The 18,576-nt window shown below is 72.1% G+C and carries 17 protein-coding genes; 12 read left to right on the top strand and 5 right to left on the bottom strand.

The features are described 5' to 3' along the window. Window positions 1-136 precede the first annotated feature (136 nt). From Val02_RS18895 to Val02_RS18875, 5 genes are all read left to right on the top strand, one after another. Window positions 137-952: an ABC transporter ATP-binding protein gene (locus tag Val02_RS18895; protein ID WP_203900438.1), complete on the top strand. Its 816-nt coding sequence runs from the start codon at window positions 137-139 to the stop codon at window positions 950-952. After that, the gene (locus Val02_RS18890; RefSeq protein WP_203900437.1) at window positions 949-1,665 is read left to right on the top strand and encodes an ABC transporter ATP-binding protein; all 717 of its coding nucleotides are present in this window, start codon (window positions 949-951) and stop codon (window positions 1,663-1,665) included. Before Val02_RS18895 ends, Val02_RS18890 begins: the two co-directional genes overlap by 4 nt. Before the next feature lie 34 nt (window positions 1,666-1,699). Beyond that, window positions 1,700-2,578, top strand: a complete 879-nt coding sequence (locus Val02_RS18885) for a branched-chain amino acid ABC transporter permease (RefSeq protein ID WP_203900436.1) — start codon at window positions 1,700-1,702, stop codon at window positions 2,576-2,578. Next, on the top strand, window positions 2,575-3,705 hold the full coding sequence (locus Val02_RS18880) for a branched-chain amino acid ABC transporter permease (RefSeq protein WP_203900435.1): 1,131 nt from the start codon (window positions 2,575-2,577) through the stop codon (window positions 3,703-3,705). The genes Val02_RS18885 and Val02_RS18880 overlap by 4 nt, the downstream gene beginning before the upstream one ends. Window positions 3,706-3,768: 63 nt before the next feature. Next, on the top strand, window positions 3,769-5,067 hold the full coding sequence (locus tag Val02_RS18875) for an ABC transporter substrate-binding protein (protein WP_203900641.1): 1,299 nt from the start codon (window positions 3,769-3,771) through the stop codon (window positions 5,065-5,067). 63 nt (window positions 5,068-5,130) lie between these two features. Here Val02_RS18875 and Val02_RS18870 read toward each other — a convergent pair whose 3' ends face one another. Then, window positions 5,131-5,583, bottom strand: coding sequence for a MaoC family dehydratase (locus tag Val02_RS18870; RefSeq protein ID WP_203900434.1), 453 nt, complete (start codon window positions 5,581-5,583; stop codon window positions 5,131-5,133). Between the two features lie 11 nt (window positions 5,584-5,594). Beyond that, the gene (locus Val02_RS18865) at window positions 5,595-6,857 is read right to left on the bottom strand and encodes an acetyl-CoA C-acetyltransferase (protein WP_239153174.1); all 1,263 of its coding nucleotides are present in this window, start codon (window positions 6,855-6,857) and stop codon (window positions 5,595-5,597) included. 107 nt (window positions 6,858-6,964) lie between these two features. Between Val02_RS18865 and Val02_RS18860 the strand changes: the two genes are divergently transcribed. The 7 genes from Val02_RS18860 (at window position 6,965) to Val02_RS18830 (ending at window position 15,194) form a co-directional block, all read left to right on the top strand. Continuing rightward, window positions 6,965-7,720 carry an SDR family oxidoreductase gene (locus Val02_RS18860; protein ID WP_203900432.1) on the top strand — a complete coding sequence of 252 codons (756 nt, stop codon included), beginning with the start codon at window positions 6,965-6,967 and terminating at the stop codon, window positions 7,718-7,720. Between the two features lie 4 nt (window positions 7,721-7,724). Next, window positions 7,725-8,528 carry an SDR family oxidoreductase gene (locus tag Val02_RS18855; RefSeq protein WP_239153173.1) on the top strand — a complete coding sequence of 268 codons (804 nt, stop codon included), beginning with the start codon at window positions 7,725-7,727 and terminating at the stop codon, window positions 8,526-8,528. Window positions 8,529-8,530: 2 nt separating this feature from the next. Continuing rightward, entirely contained in the window at window positions 8,531-9,544 is a 1,014-nt protein-coding gene (locus Val02_RS18850) for a phosphotransferase family protein (RefSeq protein WP_239153172.1), read from the top strand. Further along, on the top strand, window positions 9,544-10,752 hold the full coding sequence (locus Val02_RS18845) for an acyl-CoA dehydrogenase family protein (RefSeq protein WP_203900430.1): 1,209 nt from the start codon (window positions 9,544-9,546) through the stop codon (window positions 10,750-10,752). Before Val02_RS18850 ends, Val02_RS18845 begins: the two co-directional genes overlap by 1 nt. A gap of 106 nt (window positions 10,753-10,858) precedes the next feature. Next, window positions 10,859-11,485 (top strand): TetR/AcrR family transcriptional regulator, encoded by a 627-nt coding sequence (locus Val02_RS18840; protein WP_203900429.1) that lies wholly within the window; start codon window positions 10,859-10,861, stop codon window positions 11,483-11,485. 1,569 nt (window positions 11,486-13,054) lie between these two features. Continuing rightward, the gene (locus Val02_RS18835) at window positions 13,055-14,554 is read left to right on the top strand and encodes a WD40 repeat domain-containing protein (protein WP_203900428.1); all 1,500 of its coding nucleotides are present in this window, start codon (window positions 13,055-13,057) and stop codon (window positions 14,552-14,554) included. Window positions 14,555-14,705: 151 nt separating this feature from the next. Beyond that, window positions 14,706-15,194 carry a sigma factor-like helix-turn-helix DNA-binding protein gene (locus Val02_RS18830; protein ID WP_239153170.1) on the top strand — a complete coding sequence of 163 codons (489 nt, stop codon included), beginning with the start codon at window positions 14,706-14,708 and terminating at the stop codon, window positions 15,192-15,194. A gap of 26 nt (window positions 15,195-15,220) precedes the next feature. Here Val02_RS18830 and Val02_RS18825 read toward each other — a convergent pair whose 3' ends face one another. Genes Val02_RS18825 through Val02_RS18815 form a run of 3 tightly spaced genes read right to left on the bottom strand, consistent with a single transcriptional unit; the run spans window position 15,221 to window position 18,545 of the window. Continuing rightward, complete coding sequence (locus tag Val02_RS18825; protein ID WP_203900427.1) at window positions 15,221-16,045, bottom strand: alpha/beta fold hydrolase; 825 nt, start codon at window positions 16,043-16,045, stop codon at window positions 15,221-15,223. Continuing rightward, complete coding sequence (locus Val02_RS18820; protein ID WP_203900426.1) at window positions 16,042-17,118, bottom strand: alcohol dehydrogenase catalytic domain-containing protein; 1,077 nt, start codon at window positions 17,116-17,118, stop codon at window positions 16,042-16,044. Before Val02_RS18820 ends, Val02_RS18825 begins: the two co-directional genes overlap by 4 nt. Beyond that, the gene (locus Val02_RS18815; protein WP_203900425.1) at window positions 17,115-18,545 is read right to left on the bottom strand and encodes an aldehyde dehydrogenase family protein; all 1,431 of its coding nucleotides are present in this window, start codon (window positions 18,543-18,545) and stop codon (window positions 17,115-17,117) included. The genes Val02_RS18820 and Val02_RS18815 overlap by 4 nt, the downstream gene beginning before the upstream one ends. Window positions 18,546-18,576: the final 31 nt, after the last annotated feature.

Genomic DNA, 18,576 nt, shown 5'->3' with positions numbered 1-18,576 from the left:
CACGGCCTCGTAACGGGGGCATTGACGGCGCGATCGAGAAACGTACACTGGCGGTGTAGAAACCTCTGCCGCACCCGCCTTTAGCTGCAGTTCTCGCACGACTTCCCTGCCGCGGTGATGAAATTCGGAGGTGAGTATGAGCCCGCCAACCGGCGACCCCAGCGCCGCGGACGGTGGACTGTCCTTACGCGACATCGGGGTGCGCTTCGGCGGACTCGTGGCGCTCGAAGGCGTTTCGCTGCAGGTCCGGCCCGGACGGGTGGTCGGCGTCATCGGCCCCAACGGCGCGGGAAAGACGACGTTGTTCAACGTCGTATGTGGCTTCGTCAAACCGTCGACGGGTTCGATGACCGTCGACGGGCGCCCGTTCCAGCCGCGACCCCACCGGCTCAACGCCGACGGCATCGCCCGCACCCTCCAGGGCGTCGGCCTCTTCGACCACCTGACCGTGGTGGAGAACGTGATGGCCGGCGCCACCAACGAGGCGCGGACCGGCTTCTTCGCGGGACTGCTGGCGTTACCCGGCAGCGACCGGGAGGAGCGGCGGCTGCGCGAGTTCGCCATGGAGCTGCTGGCGGAGCTGGGCGTCGCCGCGTACGCCCGCGCCTATCCGCAGACGCTGCCGTACGCCGTGCGCAAGCGGATCGCCGTCGCCCGTGCCCTGGCCGCCCGGCCCCGGCTCATGCTGCTCGACGAGCCGGCCGGCGGCCTGGGCCACGACGACATCCAGGAGCTGGGCGCGCTCATCCGCGGGCTGCCCGCGCGCGGCGGCCTCAACTGCGCGGTGATGCTCGTGGAGCACCACATGGACCTCGTCATGTCGGTCTGCGACGAGATCAACGTGCTCGACTTCGGCCGCCTCATCGCGCACGGCACGCCGGCCGAGGTGAAGGCGAACCCGAAGGTGCTGGAGGCCTACCTCGGCGCCGACGTCGAGGAAGCGGCGGCATGAGCGCGATCCTTGAGATCAACGGCGTCACGGCCGGATACGGTGCGGCACCGGTGCTGCAGGACGTCAGCATCAGCGTGCCGACCGGCACCATCTGCGCCGTCCTCGGCGCCAACGGCGCGGGCAAGACCACCTTGCTGCGCACGCTCTCCGGGCTGCTCAAGCCGACGGCCGGTCAGGTCGTCTTCGACGGGCAGGACCTCAGGGAGGTGAAGGTCGAGCACCTGATCCGGCTCGGCCTGGCGCACGTTCCGGAGGGGCGCGGCGTCGTCACCGAGCTGACCGTCGACGAGAACCTGCGCCTCGGCGGGCTGTGGCGCAAGGACCGCGCCGACGCCAGGCGCGCCCTCGACGAGGTCTATCAACTCTTCGAACCGTTGCAGCGCAGGCGTTCCAGCGCGGGACACCAGCTCTCCGGCGGCGAACGTCAGATGCTGGCGCTCGGCCGCGCGCTGGTGGCCCGCCCCAAGGTGCTCCTGCTCGACGAGCCGTCGCTGGGTCTCGCGCCCCGCGTCACCGCACAGATCATGGCTCTGCTGCGCCAGTTGCGGGACGACACCGGCCTCACCGTCCTGCTCGTCGAGCAGAACGTCCGCAGCGCCCTGTCCGTCGCCGACGAGGGCGTGGTCATGTCCCTGGGACGGGTGGTGGTGTCGACCTCCGCGGAGCAGCTGCGCGGCGACGACGAACTGCGCCACGCGTACCTCGGGTTCTGACCGCACCGTCGACCCTCTCGGGAGGAACCAGCAGGTGGACAAGCTCCTGTCCCTTACCTTCATCGGCCTTTCCAGGGGCGCGGTGTACTCCGCGTTCGCCCTGGCGCTGGTGCTCATCTGGCGGGCGGCCCGCATCGTCAACTTCGCGCAGGGCGCGATGGCCGTCGCGACGGCGTACGCCGCGTACAGCGTCACCAAGGCCACCGACAGCTACTGGCTCGGGTTCGTCGCGGCGCTCGTGGGCGGGCTGGTGCTGGGCGCACTGGTCGAACGCGGCGTCATGCGCTTCGTGGACCACTCGGCCCCGCTCAACAACGTCATCGTGGCGCTCGGCGTGGTGCTCGTCATCACGGCGATCGTCGGCATGATCTACGGCAACCAGTTCCTGCCGTTCGAGGGGCCGTTCGACCAGCGGCCGCTGATGGTGGGCGGCACCGGGCTGCTGTCGCCGTACGACCTGTTCGTGCTCGGCACGGTGCTGCTGATCGTCGTGCTGCTGGCGCTGCTGTTCACCCGCACGCCGGTCGGCCTGCGGATGCGGGCGTCGGCGTTCGCGCCGGAGGTGTCGCGGCTGCTCGGTGTCAACGTCGCCGGGATGCTGACCCTCGGCTGGGCGCTGGCCGCCGCGGTCGGTGCCGTGGGCGGCATGCTCGTCATCCCGACCGAGCTGGGGCTGCACCCGCACGCGATGGACCTGGTGTTCGTGTCGGCGTTCACCGCGGCGGTCGTGGGCGGGCTGGACAGTCCGGTCGGCGCGGTCATCGGCGGGATCTTCGTCGGGCTGGTGCTGACCTACTCCACGGGTTACATCGCCAGCGACATCACGCCCGTGGCGATTCTCGTCCTCCTCCTCGTCGTGCTGCTGGTGCGGCCCGGCGGCCTCTTCTCCACGACCGCGGCGAGGCACGTATGACAGCCACCGAAGAAGTCGAGAACACCCGCACGCAGGGCGCCACCACCCTCGCCCGCGCGTCGACCGTGCGGGGTGGGGCGTTCGGCCGCACGCTGGTGCGCCACGCCGTCTACGCGCTGGTCGCGATCGTCGTGCTGATCGTGCTCACCTCGGCGCTGGCCGGCACCGGGAACACGTTCCTCAACTACCAGTTGGCGATGGTGTGCGCGTACCTGTGCGCGACGGCCGGGCTGACGTTCCTCACCGGGATCAACGGGCAGCTCTCCCTGGGGCACGGCGCGCTCATGGCGACCGGTGCCTACGGTGCCGCCCTCACCATCCGGGCGCTCGCGGACCGGGGCATCGAGGCGGTCTGGGCGGTGTTCGTCGCGCTGCTGGTGGGCGTGCTCGCGGCGCTCGTCGTCGGTGCGGTGATCGGCGCCGCGGCCGCCCGGCTGCGCGGGCCGTACCTGGCCGGTGTCACCACCGTCATCGCGATCGTCGTGCCGGCCATCACGACGACGTTCGACGGGATCTTCAAAGGGGACCAGGGCCTCAGCTTCGTGACTCCCTCTCCCGGCGCGGTCCCGGCCCTTCTGTCGAACGAGGAATGGCAGGCGTACCTCGGCATCGGCTGCGCGGTGCTGGTGATGTTCCTGCTGGCGAACCTCATCTCCAGCCGCTTCGGCCGGCAGTTCCGCGCGGTCGCCAACGACGAGGTGGCCGCGAAGCTCTCCGGCATCAACATCGCCCGCACGCAGGTGCTCGCGTTCGTGGTCAGCGCCGGCTGCGCCGGCCTCGGCGGCGCGCTGATGGCCGCCATCACCCAGCAGGCGGCACCGGGCGCGTACTCGCTGACGCTCTCGCTCTACCTGCTGATGGCCATCGTGATCGGCGGGCTCGGCAGCCTCGCCGGAGCGGTCTGGGGCGCGCTGCTCCTGGTGGCGCTGCCGGATCTCAGCACCCGCATCACCGACAGCCTCGAACTCTCGCCGGACCTGGCGCAGAAGCTCGACGGCAACCTCGCACTGGCCATCTTCGGCCTCTTCCTGATCATCGTGATGATCGTGGCTCCGGGCGGCATACAGGGCCTCGTACGCCGCCTTTCCGGAAGGCTGAGCGCCCGGCGGCGTTCGGCCGGCAGTTAGAACGCAGTACCCACACCACCCCTCTGCAAGAACCCCACCCAACCGAAGGAAAGGGCCGTGCCAATGCATCGCATCGCACGACGCGGTCTCGCGATCGCTGCCACCCTCGTCGTCGCCGCCGCGTCCAGCGCGTGCGGCGGCACCGGGGACAGCGGCAGCAAGTCGGGAGACACCACCGGCGTCACGGACACCGAGATCCTGTTCGGCACGCACATGCCGCTGACGGGCCCGGCCTCCGCCGGCTACTCGAAGATCGCGCCGGCCACCAAGGCGTACTTCGACTACGTCAACGCCCAGGGCGGCGTTCACGGCCGGAAGATCACTTACAAGATCAAGGACGACACGTACAACCCCGCCACGACCAACACCGTCGTGCGCGAACTCGTCCTGCAGGACAAGGTCTTCGCGATCCTCAACGGCCTCGGCACCCCGACCCACACGGGTGTGCTGGAGTTCCTGAAGAGCAACAAGGTGCCGGACCTCTTCGTCGCCTCCGGCAGCCGCAGCTGGAACCAGCCGGAGAAGTTCCCGCACACCTTCGGCTTCAACACCGACTACACCGTCGAGGGGAAGATCCTCGGCACCTACATCAAGAAGACCTGGCCGGACCAGAAGGTCTGCTTCTTCGGCCAGAACGACGACTTCGGCCAGGACAGCCTCGCCGGCCTGGAGACGGTTCTCGGCGCTGACAAGATCGTCGCGAAGCAGAACTACGTCACCACCAACACGAACGTGGCCCCGCAGGTCGCCGAACTGGCGAAGGCCGGCTGCCAGGTCGTGTACGGCGCGACGGTGCCGGGCTTCACCGCCCTGCTGATCGGCACCGCGGCCAAGCTGCCCGGCGGCACGTTCAAGCCGCAGTGGGTGATCTCCCAGGTCGGCGCCGACCTGCTGACCGTCGGCACCACGCTCGGCGCGGCGAAGCCGCTGCTCAAGGGCATGGTGAGCGACAACTACCTGCCGTCGGTGTACGACGCCACGGACCCGTGGATCAAGCTGTTCAAGGACATCAACGACAAGTACAACGCGGGCGTGCAGTTCGACGGCAACATCGTCTACGGCATGGCGGTCGGCTACCTGACCGTGCAGGCGCTACAGCGGGCCGGCAAGAACCTGACCCGTGAGTCCGTCGTCGCCGCGGTCGAGAAGGGCGGCTTCAAGGGCCCGGGCAACGTGCCGCTGCGCTACAGCAAGAGCGACCACTCCGGCTACGGCGGCATGCGCCTGTCGAAGGTGAACGACACCGTCGACAAGCAGGACTACTTCGGCAACCCGTTCACCACCGACGACGGCAAGGGCGAGGTCAAGGAGTACACCGAGGCCGTTCCGGCGCCGCCGGCGAACGGTATCGGCACCGCCTGATTCCCACCCCACGCACCGACGGGGCCGCCACAGCGTCGTGGCGGCCCCGTTTCGTGCGCGGCGTCAGAGGTAGACGCGGGACACCGTCTGCGCGACGCAGCACGGCTTGTCGCCGCCCTCGCGTTCGATGACCGCCTCGCCGATGAGCTGGTAGCCGCCGGAGACCGGCTCCACACTGGCGAGCGTGATGCCGACGCGCACCCTGCTGCCGGTCGGCACCGGCGACGGGAAGCGCACCCGGTTGAGCCCGTAGTTGACGCCCATCTTGACGTTCTTGACCCGGTACACCTCGGCGGCCAGCATCGGCAGCAACGACAGGGTCAGGTACCCGTGCGCGATCGTCGTGCCGAACGGCCCCTGCGCGGCGCGTTCGGCGTCGAGGTGGATCCACTGGTGGTCACCCGTGGCGTCGGCGAACAGCTGCACCTGCTCCTGCGTGACGACGTGCCAGTCGCTGTAGCCCAGGTGTTCGCCGACCGCCGCCGTCAGCTCCTCGGGGGATTCGAAGACCTTCACTCGCGCGCTCCTCAGCTCAACCGCTCGACGATCATGGCCATGCCCTGACCACCACCGACGCACATGGTCTCAAGCCCGAACTGCTTGTCGTGCCACCGCAGGGAATTGAGCAGGGTGGCGGTGATGCGCGCACCGGTCATCCCGAACGGGTGCCCGACGGCGATCGCGCCGCCGTTGACGTTCAGCCGGTCGTAGTCGATGCCCAACTCGTCGGCGCTGCCGATGACCTGCACCGCGAACGCCTCGTTGATCTCGACGAGGTCGATGTCGCCGATCGACATGTTCGCGTGGGCGAGGGCCTGCCGCACGGCGCCGACGGGGCCGAGGCCCATGATCTCGGGGGAGAGCCCGGAGACGCCGGTCGAGACGATGCGGGCGAGCGGCGTGATGCCGAGTTCCCTGGCGCGGGTGTCGGACATGACGACGACCGCGGCGGCGCCGTCGTTGAGCGGGCACGCGTTGCCGGCCGTGACGGTGCCGTCGGGACGGAACACCGGCTTGAGCCCGCTGACGCCCTCCAACGTCACCGAGGGGCGGGGGCCGTCGTCCCGGGAGACCACCGTGCCGTCGGGCAGCGTGACGGGCGTGATCTCGCGTTCCCAGAACCCGTTCGCGATGGCCTTCTCGGCGAGGTTCTGCGAGCGGACGCCGAACTCGTCCTGCCGCTGCCGGCTGATCCCGCGCAGCTGGGCGACGTTCTCGGCGGTCTGGCCCATCGCGATGTAGATGTCGGGCAGCGTGCCGTCCTCGCGCGGGTCGTGCCAGGTGTCGGCGCCGGCCCCGGCACGCGTGGCGGTGCGGCCCAGGGCGTCGGCGAAGCGGGGGTTCACGGCGGGTGCGTCGTCGGCCCTGCCGTTGCCGTAGCGGGAGACGCACTCGACGCCCGCCGAGACGAACGCGTGCCCCTCGCCGGCCTTGATCGCGTGGAACGCCATGCGGGTGGTCTGCAGCGACGAGGAGCAGTACCGGTTGACGGTGGTGCCCGGCAGGTGGTCCATCCCGAGCAGGGTGGCGACGACGCGGCCGATGTTGAAGCCCTGTTCGCCCGCGGGTTGGCCGCAGCCCATCATGAGGTCGCCGAGTTCCCGGGGATCGAGCTGCGGCACCTGGTCGAGCGCGGCGCGCACGATGTCGGCCGCCAGGTCGTCGGGGCGGACGTCCTTGAGCGAGCCCTTGTTCGCGCGTCCGATGGGGGAACGCGCGGCGGCGACGATGACCGCTTCAGCCACGGCGGGGGTCCTTTCTCTCCGATTTTCTGCACTCAGAGTGCTCATTTCTGACAACCGTTGTCAACGTGGGCGCCTGTGGTTCTTGCCGCTTCCGGAAGGCCTCGCCTAGTATTCGCACTGCAAATGCATATTGTGTCCGGGAGGCCTCCGCCATGACAGACACCCCAGGACGGCTCGCGGGTCGCGTCGCACTCGTCACCGGCGCCAGCCGCGGTATCGGGTTCGCGATCGCGCAGCGCTTCGTCGCCGAGGGCGCCCGCGTCGCGATCACCGCCCGCAAGCCCGAGGCGCTCGCCGAGGCGGTCGCCTCGCTCGGCGGGCCCACCGTCGCGCTCGGCGTGGCGGGGCGGACCGACGATCCCGACCACCGCGCTCTCGCGGTGGCGCGGGTCAACGACGCGTTCGGGCCGATCGACGTGCTCGTCAACAACACCGGCACCAACCCGGTGTACGGGCCGCTGCTCGGCCTCGACCTCGGGGCCGCCCGCAAGATCATGGAAGTGAACGTCATCGGTGCGCTCGGCTGGACCCAGGCGGCGTTCGCCAAGGGCGCCCCCGCGGGCGCGAACATCGTCAACGTCGCCTCCACATCCGGGCTGCGGCCGGCCCGCGACATCGCGTTCTACGGAGTCAGCAAGGCGGCGCTGATCCACCTGACGGCGTCCCTCGCAGCGGAACTGGCCCCGGACATCCGAGTCAACGGGGTGGCCCCCTCGGTGGTCAAGACGCGCTTCGCCGGGGCCCTCTACGAGGGCCGCGAGGACGAGGTCGCCGCGCGGTACCCGTTGGGGCGCCTGGGCGTCCCGGAGGACGTGGCCGGCGCCGTCACCTACCTCGCCTCCCCGGAGGCGGGCTGGATCACCGGTCAGACCGTCGTGCTCGACGGCGGCCTGCTGCTCGGGAGGTAACAAGATGATGTCGCCCCTCGGGCTCGAACTGCGCGATGCCGTCGTCGTCGTCACCGGCGGCGGCTCCGGCATCGGCGCCGCGCTCGCCCGGCGCTACGCCGCCGAGGGCGCCACCGTCGTCGTCAACGACCTGGACCCCGACGCCGCGCGGTCGGTCGCGGTCGAGACGGGAGGCACGGCCTTCCCCGGAGACGTTTCCCAGGTGGAACTGGTGAACGCGCTCGTCGAGCACGCCTGGGAGCGACACGGCGGGCTGGACATCTTCTGCGCGAACGCCGGCATCGCACCGCGCGGCGACGCCGCCGCACCCGACGCCGTGTGGGAGCAGGCGTGGCAGGTCAACGTCATGGCGCACGTCTACGCGGCCCGCGCGCTGCTGCCCCGGTGGCTGGCGGACGGCCAGGGGCGCTTCGTCGCCACGGTCTCCGCCGCCGGCCTGCTGACCCTGCTGGGCAAGGCGCCGTACGCGGTCACCAAGCACGCCGCGCTCAGCTTCGCCGAATGGCTGCGCGCGAGCTACGAGCACCGCGGCATCACCGTGCAGGCGCTGTGCCCGCAGGGCGTGCGGACCCCGATGCTGGCGGCCGCCGCGCCGGACAGCCCGAGCGCCCTGCTGAACGACAACGCGCTCGCGCCCGAGGAGGTCGCCGGGTGCGTCATCGAGGCGATGCGCGACGACCGGTTCCTGATCCTGCCGCACCCCGAGGTCGCCGAGTACTACCGGCGCCGCGCCACCGATCCCGACCGCTGGCTCACCGGCATGAACCGGCTCCAGCAGAAGGTCGAATCGGGACCGGCCACACTATGAGGATGTCTCTGCCTGGACTCGACCTCTCGCAGTTGCGCGCCTACCTCGACGCCTTTGTGCCCGGGCTCGTGCGGGGGCCGCTCTCCGGATCGGTGATCGCCGGTGGGCGGTCGAACCTCACGTACACCGTCACGGACGGCGTGGGCACCTGGGTCGTGCGCCGGCCGCCGCTCGGCCACGTGCTAGCCACCGCGCACGACATGGCGCGCGAGCACAAGGTGATGGCGGCGCTGGGGCCGGCGGGTTTCCCCGTTCCCGCGATGATCAGCCTGTGCACCGACGACTCGGTGATCGGCGCGCAGTTCTACGTCATGGAGCACGTCGACGGAACGGTGTACCGGGGGCCTGCCGACTTCGCGTCGATCGGCGCCGACGGGACCCGTTCCCTCGTGGAGAATCTGGTCGACACGCTCGCCGACCTGCACGCGATCGACCCGGCCGCGGTCGGCCTCGGCGACTTCGGGCGGCCCGCCGGATACAACGAACGCCAGGTGCGCCGCTGGAAGAAGCAGCTCGACGGCTCCCGCAGCCGCGACGTGCCCGGCATCGACGAACTGCACGACCGGCTGGCCGCGGCGATCCCCGAGTCGGCGGCCGGGACCGTGGTGCACGGCGACTACCGCCTGGACAACGTGATCGCCGACGGGACCCGGGTGAAGGCCGTGCTGGACTGGGAGATGTCCACGCTCGGCGACCCGCTGGCCGACGTGGCGCTGCTGCTGGTGTACAGCCGGCGCGAGATGCCCTCCGGCGACGGCGACCCGGTGCCGCCGTTGGCGCTGCCCGGCCATCCGGACCTCAAGGAGATCGCGGCCCGCTACGCCGACCGCTCCGGCCGCGACCTGTCGGACCTCAACTGGTACGTCGCGTTCGCCACGTTCAAGCTGGCGGTGATCCTGGAGGGGATCCACTACCGGTACAGCAACGGCCTCACCGTCGGGGCCGGCTTCGAGCACATCGGTGAGCGCGTGGGGCCGCTCGTCGACGAGGGACACCGCACGCTGGAGGAGAACTGATGGACTTCGCCTACGACGCCGTTACGTCGTCGTTCCGGGACCGGCTGCTCGAGTTCATGGAGTCGCACGTCTATCCCGCCGAGCCGGTCTTCCACGCGCAGCTGCTGTCCGCGGCTGATCGTTGGTCCGTCCCGCCGGTGGTGGAGGAGCTCAAGGCCGAGGCCCGGCGGCGTGGGCTGTGGAACCTGTTCCTGCCCGGCGAGCACGGGGCCGGCCTGACCAACCTGCAGTACGCGCCGCTCGCCGAGATCATGGGCCGCAGCCCCAACCTCGGGCCGGCCGCCACCAACTGCGCAGCGCCGGACACCGGCAACATGGAGGTGCTGGCCGAGTTCGGCACCGAGGCACAGCGCAAGGAGTGGCTCGAACCGCTGCTGGAGGGGCGGATCCGCTCGGCCTTCGCGATGACCGAGCCGGACGTCGCCTCCTCGGACGCCACGAACATCGGCACGCTGATCACCCGCGACGGCGACGACTACGTCATCAACGGCCGCAAGTGGTACATCTCCGGCGCCATGAACCCGAACTGCAAGATCTTCATCGTCATGGGCAAGACCGATCCGGACGGCCCCCGCCATCAGCAGCAGAGCCAGATCCTGGTGCCCAGGGACACGCCCGGCATGACGATCAAACGCGGGATGCACGTGTTCGGCTACGACGACGCGGACCACGGTGGGCACGCCGAGATCCTGTTCGAGAACTGCCGGGTGCCGGCCGAGAACCTCATCTCCACTCCCGGTTCGGGCTTCGCCATCTCGCAGGCGCGGCTCGGCCCCGGCCGGATCCACCACTGCATGCGCCTCATCGGGATGGCCGAACGCGCGGTCGAGCTGATGTGCCGGCGCTCGTTGGTGCGCACGCCGTTCGGGAAGCCGCTCGCGGAGCAGGGCGTCGTGCAGGAGTGGATCGCCGAGTCGCGGGTGCGCATCGAGCAGCTGCGGTTGCTGGTTCTCAAGACGGCCTGGCTGATGGACACCGTGGGCAACCGGGGCGCGCACACCGAGATCCAGGCCATCAAGATTGCCACCCCGGAGACGGTGCAGTGGATCATCGACAAGGCCATCCAGGCGCACGGGGCCGCCGGCGTCAGCCAGGACACCCCGCTCGCCGAACTCTGGGCCAAGGCCCGGTCGCTGCGCCTCGCGGACGGGCCGGACGAGGTGCACAAGCGGTCTCTCGCGCGTCGTGAACTGAAGCGGTACGCCTGAGATCGGAGAACGTACTCGCTGGTAAAGCTGTCGCCCTTCGGGGCGCCAGCCCGCCGTCTACACTCACAGTGCAGATTGTTCCGACGAGCATCCGAGGGGCCCGACGATGGCCGACACCCAGGCACCGCCCGGCCGGATCGACGGTCGCGCGGCACGCGCGGAGCGGACCCGCCGCGCGATCGTCGACGCCCACCTGGCGTTGATCGACGAGGGCAACCTCAAGCCCACCGGGGAACGCATCGCCGAGCGTGCCGGTGTCTCCCTGCGCACCCTGTGGACCAACTTCAAGGACATGGAGACCCTCTTCGCCGCCACCAGCGAACGGGTCACCGAGCGGCAGAACGCCATCTACCGGCCGGTTCCGCCGGATCTGCCGCTGACCAGGCGGGTCGAGGAGTTCTGCGCGCAGCGGGTGCGCATGCTGGAGATGCTGGCGCCCTCGGCCCGCGCCTCAGCGGTACGGCAGCCGTTCTCCAAGGAACTGCGGGCCGCCCGCCGGCGCAACATCGCCCGGGTGCGCAGCGAGATCGAGACCCTCTTCGCCGAGGAACTGGAGATCGCCGGCGACGGCCGTGCCGAGCTGCTCAACTCGTTGACGGTGGCGAGCACGTTCGCGGCATGGTCGATGATGCGCGACGAACTGAAGCTCGACCCCGAGGCCGCCGGGGCCGTCATGTCCCGGACCGTGGCCGCGCTTCTCGTGGCCGCGATCGCCAGCGCCGGCCTGCGGTAGGCCTGCTGGGGACAGCGGCCGTCGTCGTTACTAGGGCGTCGCCCGCATCGGTGATCCGCCGGTAGGTTGAGCACCGCCATGGAGCAGACGCCTCGGACAGACGCCGCGCCGGACCCCGTGTGGCCCGGGGCGCGGCCGCCGCGCAGGGAGGTCTCGGCCGGCCCTGACATCTCGACGTACGCCGGACCGGACGGGTCGGGTGGCGCGTCCCGCCGGGTGCGGCCGCCGCATCCCCGGGAGGTGGCGGAGCCGCTGTGGCCGGCCGAGCCGGAGGTCGACCCGGGGGCCCGCGCCGGATCCCGTGCTCGCTCGGAGCCTTCCGGGGCGGCGGAGCGCGACCGGGCGCGGGAGCGCTCCGATCCGGATGCCTGGGACCATCCGGAGCCCTCTACGCACAGCGGCGACGCGGCTCATCGGGACGGCCGGAGCGGGAGTGGCGCGGCCCATCCGGGTGCGGCGACTCATCCGCGTGCGGCGACTCATCGGGACGGTGCGGATCGGCGGGACGGTGCGGGTCGGCGGGACGGTGCGGGTCGGCGGGACGGCGCCGAGGCGTCGGAGCACGAGTCGGCGGTAGGCGTGGAGTCTTCCGAGTCGGTGGAGTCTTCCGAGGCGCCGGCAGCACCGGAGCCCCTGGTCCGGCCGGAGTCCTCGGTCCGTTCGGAGTCGTTGGAGGACGCGGTCCACGCGGATCACGCGGACGGCACGGATCCCGCGGAGTCTTTGGAGGCGCTGGAATCGCCGGTCTGGCCGGAGCCGCCGGCAGAGCCCGACCGGCCCGCGCGTGCGGAGGCCTCCCGGGGCGGGCCGGCCCGTCCGGTCTTCGCCGCCGGCGCTGATCCGGTGGAGCGTGCGGAGTCCTTCGGCGGTCGGAACGGGGCGGCCCCGATCGGATCCCCGGCCGGCACGGACCCGATCGGGTTCGGCGAGCCCCGGGCGGAGGGGAACCGGCCGGCACGGATCCGGGACGAAGACCCGGCCGATCCGGACGGGTGGCCGGACTTCTCGCCCCCCGAGGCGCGGGCGACGGATCGTCAGCGGTCGTCGACGGAGTCGGACCGTCCGGGGCGGGCGGAGCCGTCGGAGCGCCCGGCCCGCTCGGCTGCGGGCGAGCCGTCGGATCGCTCGGAGCCCTCGCGCGCGCCGGAGGGCGGGCGGGCGCCGGAGCGTGGGTGGACGGGTGAGCGCTCGGCCGAGCCGGATCCCTGGGGTGGGTCGGAGCGTCCCGCCGACCGCGGCGACGTGGGCGGGCCGCCGCGTGCCGACGGAGTGCGGGCGTCGGGGCGGCAGGCGTCGTCGGAGCGCCCGTCGCGGGCGAATTCCGCAGGGAGCGCAGGGCATTCGTCGGGTGCCGACTTCGGGAGCTCCGATCCCGCGGTGCCGGGCGACGTGCCCGAGCCGCCGTCGCGGGCCGACTCGGCGGGTGGCGCGGAGCGGGTGTCGCGTGCTGATTTCGGGGGGCGCGACCCGTCGGCGCCGGTCGACGCGTCGGATCGGTCGTCACGGGCCGACCCCGCAGGTAGTGCCGAGCATTCGTCGCGTGTTGATACAGCGAGTCGGGCGGAGCGGGTGGCCCGTCGGGAGCCGATCGACGGCCCCGATCGCCCCGAGCCGCCGGACTCGGACGACCCCGCGCCGACCGGGGTCGATGCGACCACCGCCCAGGAATCCGAGCCGCCCGGGAGGCGGTGGCCGTTCGCGCTGCCGCAGCGGCGCACCCTGGCGCTCGTCGGGGCCGCCGTGCTCCTCGTCGTGTCGGTGCCGCTGGTGCTGGGCGCGGCCGCCGGCCCGGAGCGTTCGACCGATGCGGCTGTGCCCGCCGAGATCTATCAGCCGCGCCCGTGGCAGGCACCCGTCCAGCAGTCTCCGGCCGGTTCGGCGGCGGTGCTGTTCAGCGGAAAGGGCGGTGGGACCGGCGGCGGCAGCCTCCCGGGCACCTACGGCTCCAAGGTCGGTGTCGTGGGTCGCGACGGTTCCTACCGGGTGCTGCGCTACGCGACGTCGGACCGGCAGGTCGCGCAGGAGGTGCTGCTCTCGCCGGACGGGCGTTACGTGGCGGGCGACGGCAGCGAAGAGGACCCGATCGGGATGGACGAATACTCGGGCGCGGTCAGCGTCGTCGACCTGGTAACCGGCCGGACCCGCCGGTTCGCGGTGAATCCGGGCGACCGGGCCGTCGCGTGGCGTCCCGACGGCGGCGCGCTGGTGCTGTGGAACCGCGGCAAGCCGTCGACGACCGGTGACGAGGTGGCGTTCGACGGGCACGAGGTGTCCTACGGCTACGGCGGTGGCACGCTGCGCCTGATGGAACTGGGCGACGGCCGGCTGCGCACGGTGGCCAACCTCGACATAGCGCCGTTCGACCCGGTGTTCGGGGTGGCGTTCACCCCCGACGGCAAGCAGCTCGCCTACCAGAACGGCCAGCGCCTCCACGTGGTCGACATGACGGTGGACGGCCCCCGCAGGCCGGCCCTGGTCAACCTCGACGCCGGTGAACGCCTCGCCGGCGCGGGCGCGTTCACGCCGGACGGTGCGCGCTTCGCGGTCGTGTCGGCGGACGGCTGGTGCCTCAAGGAGTGCTCCGGCGACGCCCGGAACGCCCGCACGTGGAAGCTGCGCCTGCGCGACACGGCGACGGGTGCGCTCGTGCCCGGTACCCGGTTCGCGTCGGTCGGCGGTGCCGCGCTGCGGATCGCCGGCTGGTACCGCGACGGCACGGCGGTGGCGGTGCGCTACCGGGTCCGGGGCGGCGACGCGCCGCAGCAGGAGCCGCCCACGGCATACCGTTCGGTGCGCGGGGTGGAACTGCTCGCCCTGCCGGCCGTCGGCGGTCAGCAGCGGCTGCTGCGCACCCCCAGGGGCGAGGTCTACGACCTGGACGTCGCGCGCGACCTGATCCTGAACGCCCGCTTCGGCGGTGCCGCGCCGGTACCGGGCGTCGTGCCGGTGGCGCCCTGGATCGTGGTGGTGAGCGTGACGGTGCTGCTCGGCGCCGCCGCCACCGGTTGGCTCGCGTGGCGGGTGGTGCGCCGCGGGCAGCGGCGGGAGGAGCCGGCCCCGGCATCGTGACGAACTTTCTCCGCCCGACGTCCCTCCCGATCCGAACCCCGGCGGCGTGTCAGTCGGTGAAGGGGGTGGCGGGTGAACGCGGAGGAGTCGTTCCGGTCGTACGTGCGGGAGCGCACGTCGGCGCTGTCCCGCATCGCGTTCCTGCTGACGGGTGATCGGCACGTCTCGTTCTGGCGGGCGGAGCCGGCGCCGGCCGCTGACCACGCCGGATCCGCCCGACCGTGCGGCTCCCGACCCGACCGCCGGGATCGCCGGCCGGCTGAGCGTGCATGCGGCGCTCGCCCGGCTGGCCCCGCGGCAGCGGGCGGCGATCGTGCTGCGCTACTTCGAGGACCTCTCCGAGGCGCAGACCGCCGACCTCCTCGGCTGCGGCGTCGGCACCGTGAAGAGCCGGACCCGCGACGCCCTGGCGAGGCTGCGCCGCATCGCCCCGGAACTGGCCGACGACGGCGGATCCCACCGGAGCGGCCGGGTCAGTGGGACCCGGGCCTGTGGGACATCGACGGTGAGGCGCCACCCCGCCGCAGGCCCCGACGGATCGCGCCGGCGGATCGCGCCGGCGGGCCCGGACCACTGGGACCCCGCCGACAGGCCGGCGCCCCGACCGCCGCATCACGGGGAGCCCGGCGCGGACCGATGAGCCCCGCGGCCACCGGCCCACGACCGTCAGGTGGCCGGTGCGGTGTCCCGCGCCGCGCCCGGCGCATCGGCGAGGTCGGCGCCGTTGACCCACCACGTGATCGCGCGGGCGAAGGCCGGTTCTCCGACGGCGGTCGCGTGGTCGCCGTCGACGACGGTGAGCCGCGCCTCCGGGATCGCCGCCGCCAGCACCTCCGGCCGGGCCGCGAGCGGGTCGTCCCGGCCGGCCAGCACGAGCACCGGCGCGGTGATCGTGTCGAGCGCGATCGGGGCCTGGTGGGCCGCGTGCACCTGGCGGGCGAGCGCGTGCCGGTCGGCGCCGATGGCGTCGGCGAGTTCCCGGAACGGCGCCGCCGGTGAGGCCGCGATCTCTGCCGGGTCCTCGGCGGTGAGCGCCGCGGCGACCAGTTCGGGGGCGACGGCGCGGGTGTCGAGGCCGCCCAGTTCGACGACGCCGGCGCCGACGCCCGCGATGACGGCGCGCCGCACGCGGGGCTCCCGGGTGAGCGTGATCGCCGTGACGATGGCGCCCATCGAGTAGCCCACCAGGTCGACCTCGTCGACGCCGAGTTCGTCGATGAGGGTGCTGACGTCGCGGGACATGTTCGGCTCGCCGTAGGCGGTGACGTCCGTGGGCTTGGCGGAGGCGCCGTGCCCGCGCGCGTCGATGGCGACGACGTGCCGGCCGGTCGCCACGAGCGCGTCGACGACGCCGGGCGCCGCCCAGTTGACGATGCCGTCGGCCACGAAGCCGTGGTGCAGCACCACGGGCACGCCGCCGTGCTGCTCGCCCCACACCCGGTAGGCGATGTCGAGGCCGTCGTGCGAGGTGAAGGTGCGCGTGTCGTTCACTCGAAAATCACCACGGAGCGTGCGCCCTCTCCGCGGGCCATCCGCGCGAAGGCCTCGGGGGCCTGCTCCAGGGTGATCCGGTGGGTGATCAGCGGCGCGAGGTCGAGCGAGCCGTCGACCACGCGGGCGGCCAGCTCCGGGACCTCGACGTCGGGGTCGGCGTTGCCGTAGACGGACGAGCGCAGCGTCTTGGCGGAGTGGAAGATGTCGAGCGCGCTGAGGCTGACCAGGTCGTCCTTGGCGCCCATGCCGACGACGGTCACCCTGCCACCGCGCCGTGCGGCCCGCCACGCGGTCCTGATGGTGGTCGAACGCCCGACGCACTCAAACGCGTGATCGACCCCGCGCCCCTCGGTGAGCGCCCGCACGGACTTGTGCAATGTGTCGTCGGAGACCAGGTAGTCCGTGGCGCCGGCGGAGACGGCCAGCGCGCGTTTGGCCTCGGACACGTCCACGGCGATGATCCGTCCGGCGCCCGCGGCCCGCGCCGCGACGATGACGGAGAGCCCCACGCCGCCGAGCCCGACGACGAGCACGGACTCGCCGGGGCGCACCCGAGCCGTGTTGTTGACCGCGCCGACGCCGGTGAGCACGGCGCACCCGAGCAGCGCGGCCGCGTCGAACGGCAGCAGCTGCGGCACCGCGATCACGGCCCGCGCGGGCACCACGACCTCGTCGGCGAGCGCGCCGAGCCCGAGCGTCACGTGCACCGGCGTGCCGTCGGCGAGCACCCCGCCCGGCGCCGACGGCGTGCCGGAGGTGACGCACAGCCACGGCTCCCCGTTTTCGCAGAACCAGCACCGCCGGCAGGCCGGCGACCAGTTCAGCACGACGTGGTCGCCGGGTTTGACGGTGTCCACGCCGGCACCGGTCTCCACCACCACCCCGGCCGCCTCGTGGCCGAGCGTCAGCGGGAACTGCGGCGACAGCTTCCCGTCGATCATCGACAGGTCGGAGTGGCAGATGCCGGCGGCGCGTACCTTGACGCGCACGGCGCCGGGGCCGACGTCCGGCAGCGTGACGCTTTCCACGGAAGGGGTGGCGCCGCTGCCCGTCACAAGAAGTGCTCTCACCGCTGGATCGCCTTCACCTGCTGGAACTCGTGCAGCCCGTGCACGCCCAGTTCGCGCCCGATGCCGGACTGCTTGTACCCGCCGAACGGCGCCAGCGGGTTGAACGCGCCCCCGTTGACGTCCACGGCGCCGGTGCGCATGCGGCGGGCGACGGCCATGGCGCGTTCCTCGCTGCCGGCCCAGACCCCGCCGGCGAGGCCGTACTTCGAGTTGTTGGCGATCTCGACGGCGTGTTCGTCGCTGTCGAACGGGATCACCGACAGCACCGGCCCGAAGATCTCCTCCTGGGCGACCGTGCTGTCCGGGTCGACGTCGGCGAGCACGGTCGGCGCGACGAAGTGGCCGCGTTCGGGCGTTCGTGCGTCGAGCCCGCCGGTGACCAGCCGCGCGCCCTCGGCCAGGCCCTTCTCGATGTACTCCCGCACCGTCTTTCGCTGGGTGGCGCAGGAGAGCGGCCCCATGCGGGTGTGCTCGTCGAACGGGTCGCCGAGCGTGTGCTTGTCGGCCGCCTCGGCGGCGAGGGAGAGGGCGTCCTCGTACACGCTGCGGTGCACCAGCATGCGGGTCCACGCCGTGCAGGTCTGGCCGGCGTTCAGGAACGCGTTCGCGACGCCGCCCTTGACGGCACGCACGAGGTCGGCGTCCTCCAGGATGACGTTCGCCGACTTGCCGCCCAGTTCCAACGAAACCCGGGCGATGCGGTCGGCCGCGAGGTGCGAGATCTGGGCGCCCACGCGCGTGGATCCGGTGAACGAGATCATGTCGACGTCGGGGTGCGCGGCGATGGCGGCGCCGACGACCCGGCCGGAGCCGGGGACGAGGTTGACCACGCCCGGCGGCAGCCCCGCCTCGTCGATCGCGTCGAAGAGCAGGTACGCCACGAGCGGGGTCAGCTCGGCGGGCTTCACGACGACCGTGTTGCCGGCGGCGAGGGCGGGGGCCACCTTGGCGACGATCTGGTGCAGCGGGTAGTTCCACGGCGTGATGGCCCCGACGACGCCGACCGGTTCGCGCACGACCAGCGAGTTGCCGATGGTCTCGCCGGCATCCTCCTCGGCGGCGAGCGCGACGTAGCTCTTGAGAACGGCGAGCGGCAGGCCGGCCTGGACCCGCTGGGAGATCTTCAGCGGCGTGCCCAGCTCCTGCGAGACGGTGCCCGCGATGTCGCCGGCGCGGGCGGAGAGCGCGGCGAGCAGGCGTTCCAGGTGGGCGGCGCGCTCCTTGGGGGCGAGGTCGGCCCACGGCCCGAACGCGGCGCGTGCGGCGGCGACCGCGCGGTCCACGTCGGCGGCCGTTCCGGAGGGAACCGACGCGAAGACCTCCTCGGTGCTGGGATTCTCGACCGGGACCTTCTCGGTGCCGGCGGGCTCGATCCACTGGCCGTTTATGTACAGCCGCTGCCGGCTGCCGGGGGCGGAGATGTCCATGCCGCGAAACTAACATCGCAAGTTTTTGATC

Source organism: Virgisporangium aliadipatigenens (assembly GCF_016863615.1).
Classification (GTDB): domain Bacteria; phylum Actinomycetota; class Actinomycetes; order Mycobacteriales; family Micromonosporaceae; genus Virgisporangium; species Virgisporangium aliadipatigenens.
Note: the sequence above shows the minus strand (reverse complement) of the source record. Positions and strands in the feature narration are given on the sequence as shown.

Excerpts from the sequence above, each read along its gene's own strand:
- Val02_RS18880 (WP_203900435.1), top strand. The coding sequence starts at position 2,575 with ATGACAGCCACCGAAGAAGTCGAGAACACCCGCACGCAGGGCGCCACC.
- Val02_RS18845 (WP_203900430.1), top strand. The coding sequence starts at position 9,544 with ATGGACTTCGCCTACGACGCCGTTACGTCGTCGTTCCGGGACCGGCTG.
- Val02_RS18855 (WP_239153173.1), top strand. The coding sequence starts at position 7,725 with ATGATGTCGCCCCTCGGGCTCGAACTGCGCGATGCCGTCGTCGTCGTC.
- Val02_RS18815 (WP_203900425.1), bottom strand. The coding sequence starts at position 18,545 with ATGGACATCTCCGCCCCCGGCAGCCGGCAGCGGCTGTACATAAACGGC.
- Val02_RS18850 (WP_239153172.1), top strand. The coding sequence starts at position 8,531 with ATGTCTCTGCCTGGACTCGACCTCTCGCAGTTGCGCGCCTACCTCGAC.
- Val02_RS18895 (WP_203900438.1), top strand. The coding sequence starts at position 137 with ATGAGCCCGCCAACCGGCGACCCCAGCGCCGCGGACGGTGGACTGTCC.
- Val02_RS18860 (WP_203900432.1), top strand. The coding sequence starts at position 6,965 with ATGACAGACACCCCAGGACGGCTCGCGGGTCGCGTCGCACTCGTCACC.
- Val02_RS18890 (WP_203900437.1), top strand. The coding sequence starts at position 949 with ATGAGCGCGATCCTTGAGATCAACGGCGTCACGGCCGGATACGGTGCG.
- Val02_RS18865 (WP_239153174.1), bottom strand. The coding sequence starts at position 6,857 with ATGAGCACTCTGAGTGCAGAAAATCGGAGAGAAAGGACCCCCGCCGTG.
- Val02_RS18840 (WP_203900429.1), top strand. The coding sequence starts at position 10,859 with ATGGCCGACACCCAGGCACCGCCCGGCCGGATCGACGGTCGCGCGGCA.
- Val02_RS18875 (WP_203900641.1), top strand. The coding sequence starts at position 3,769 with ATGCATCGCATCGCACGACGCGGTCTCGCGATCGCTGCCACCCTCGTC.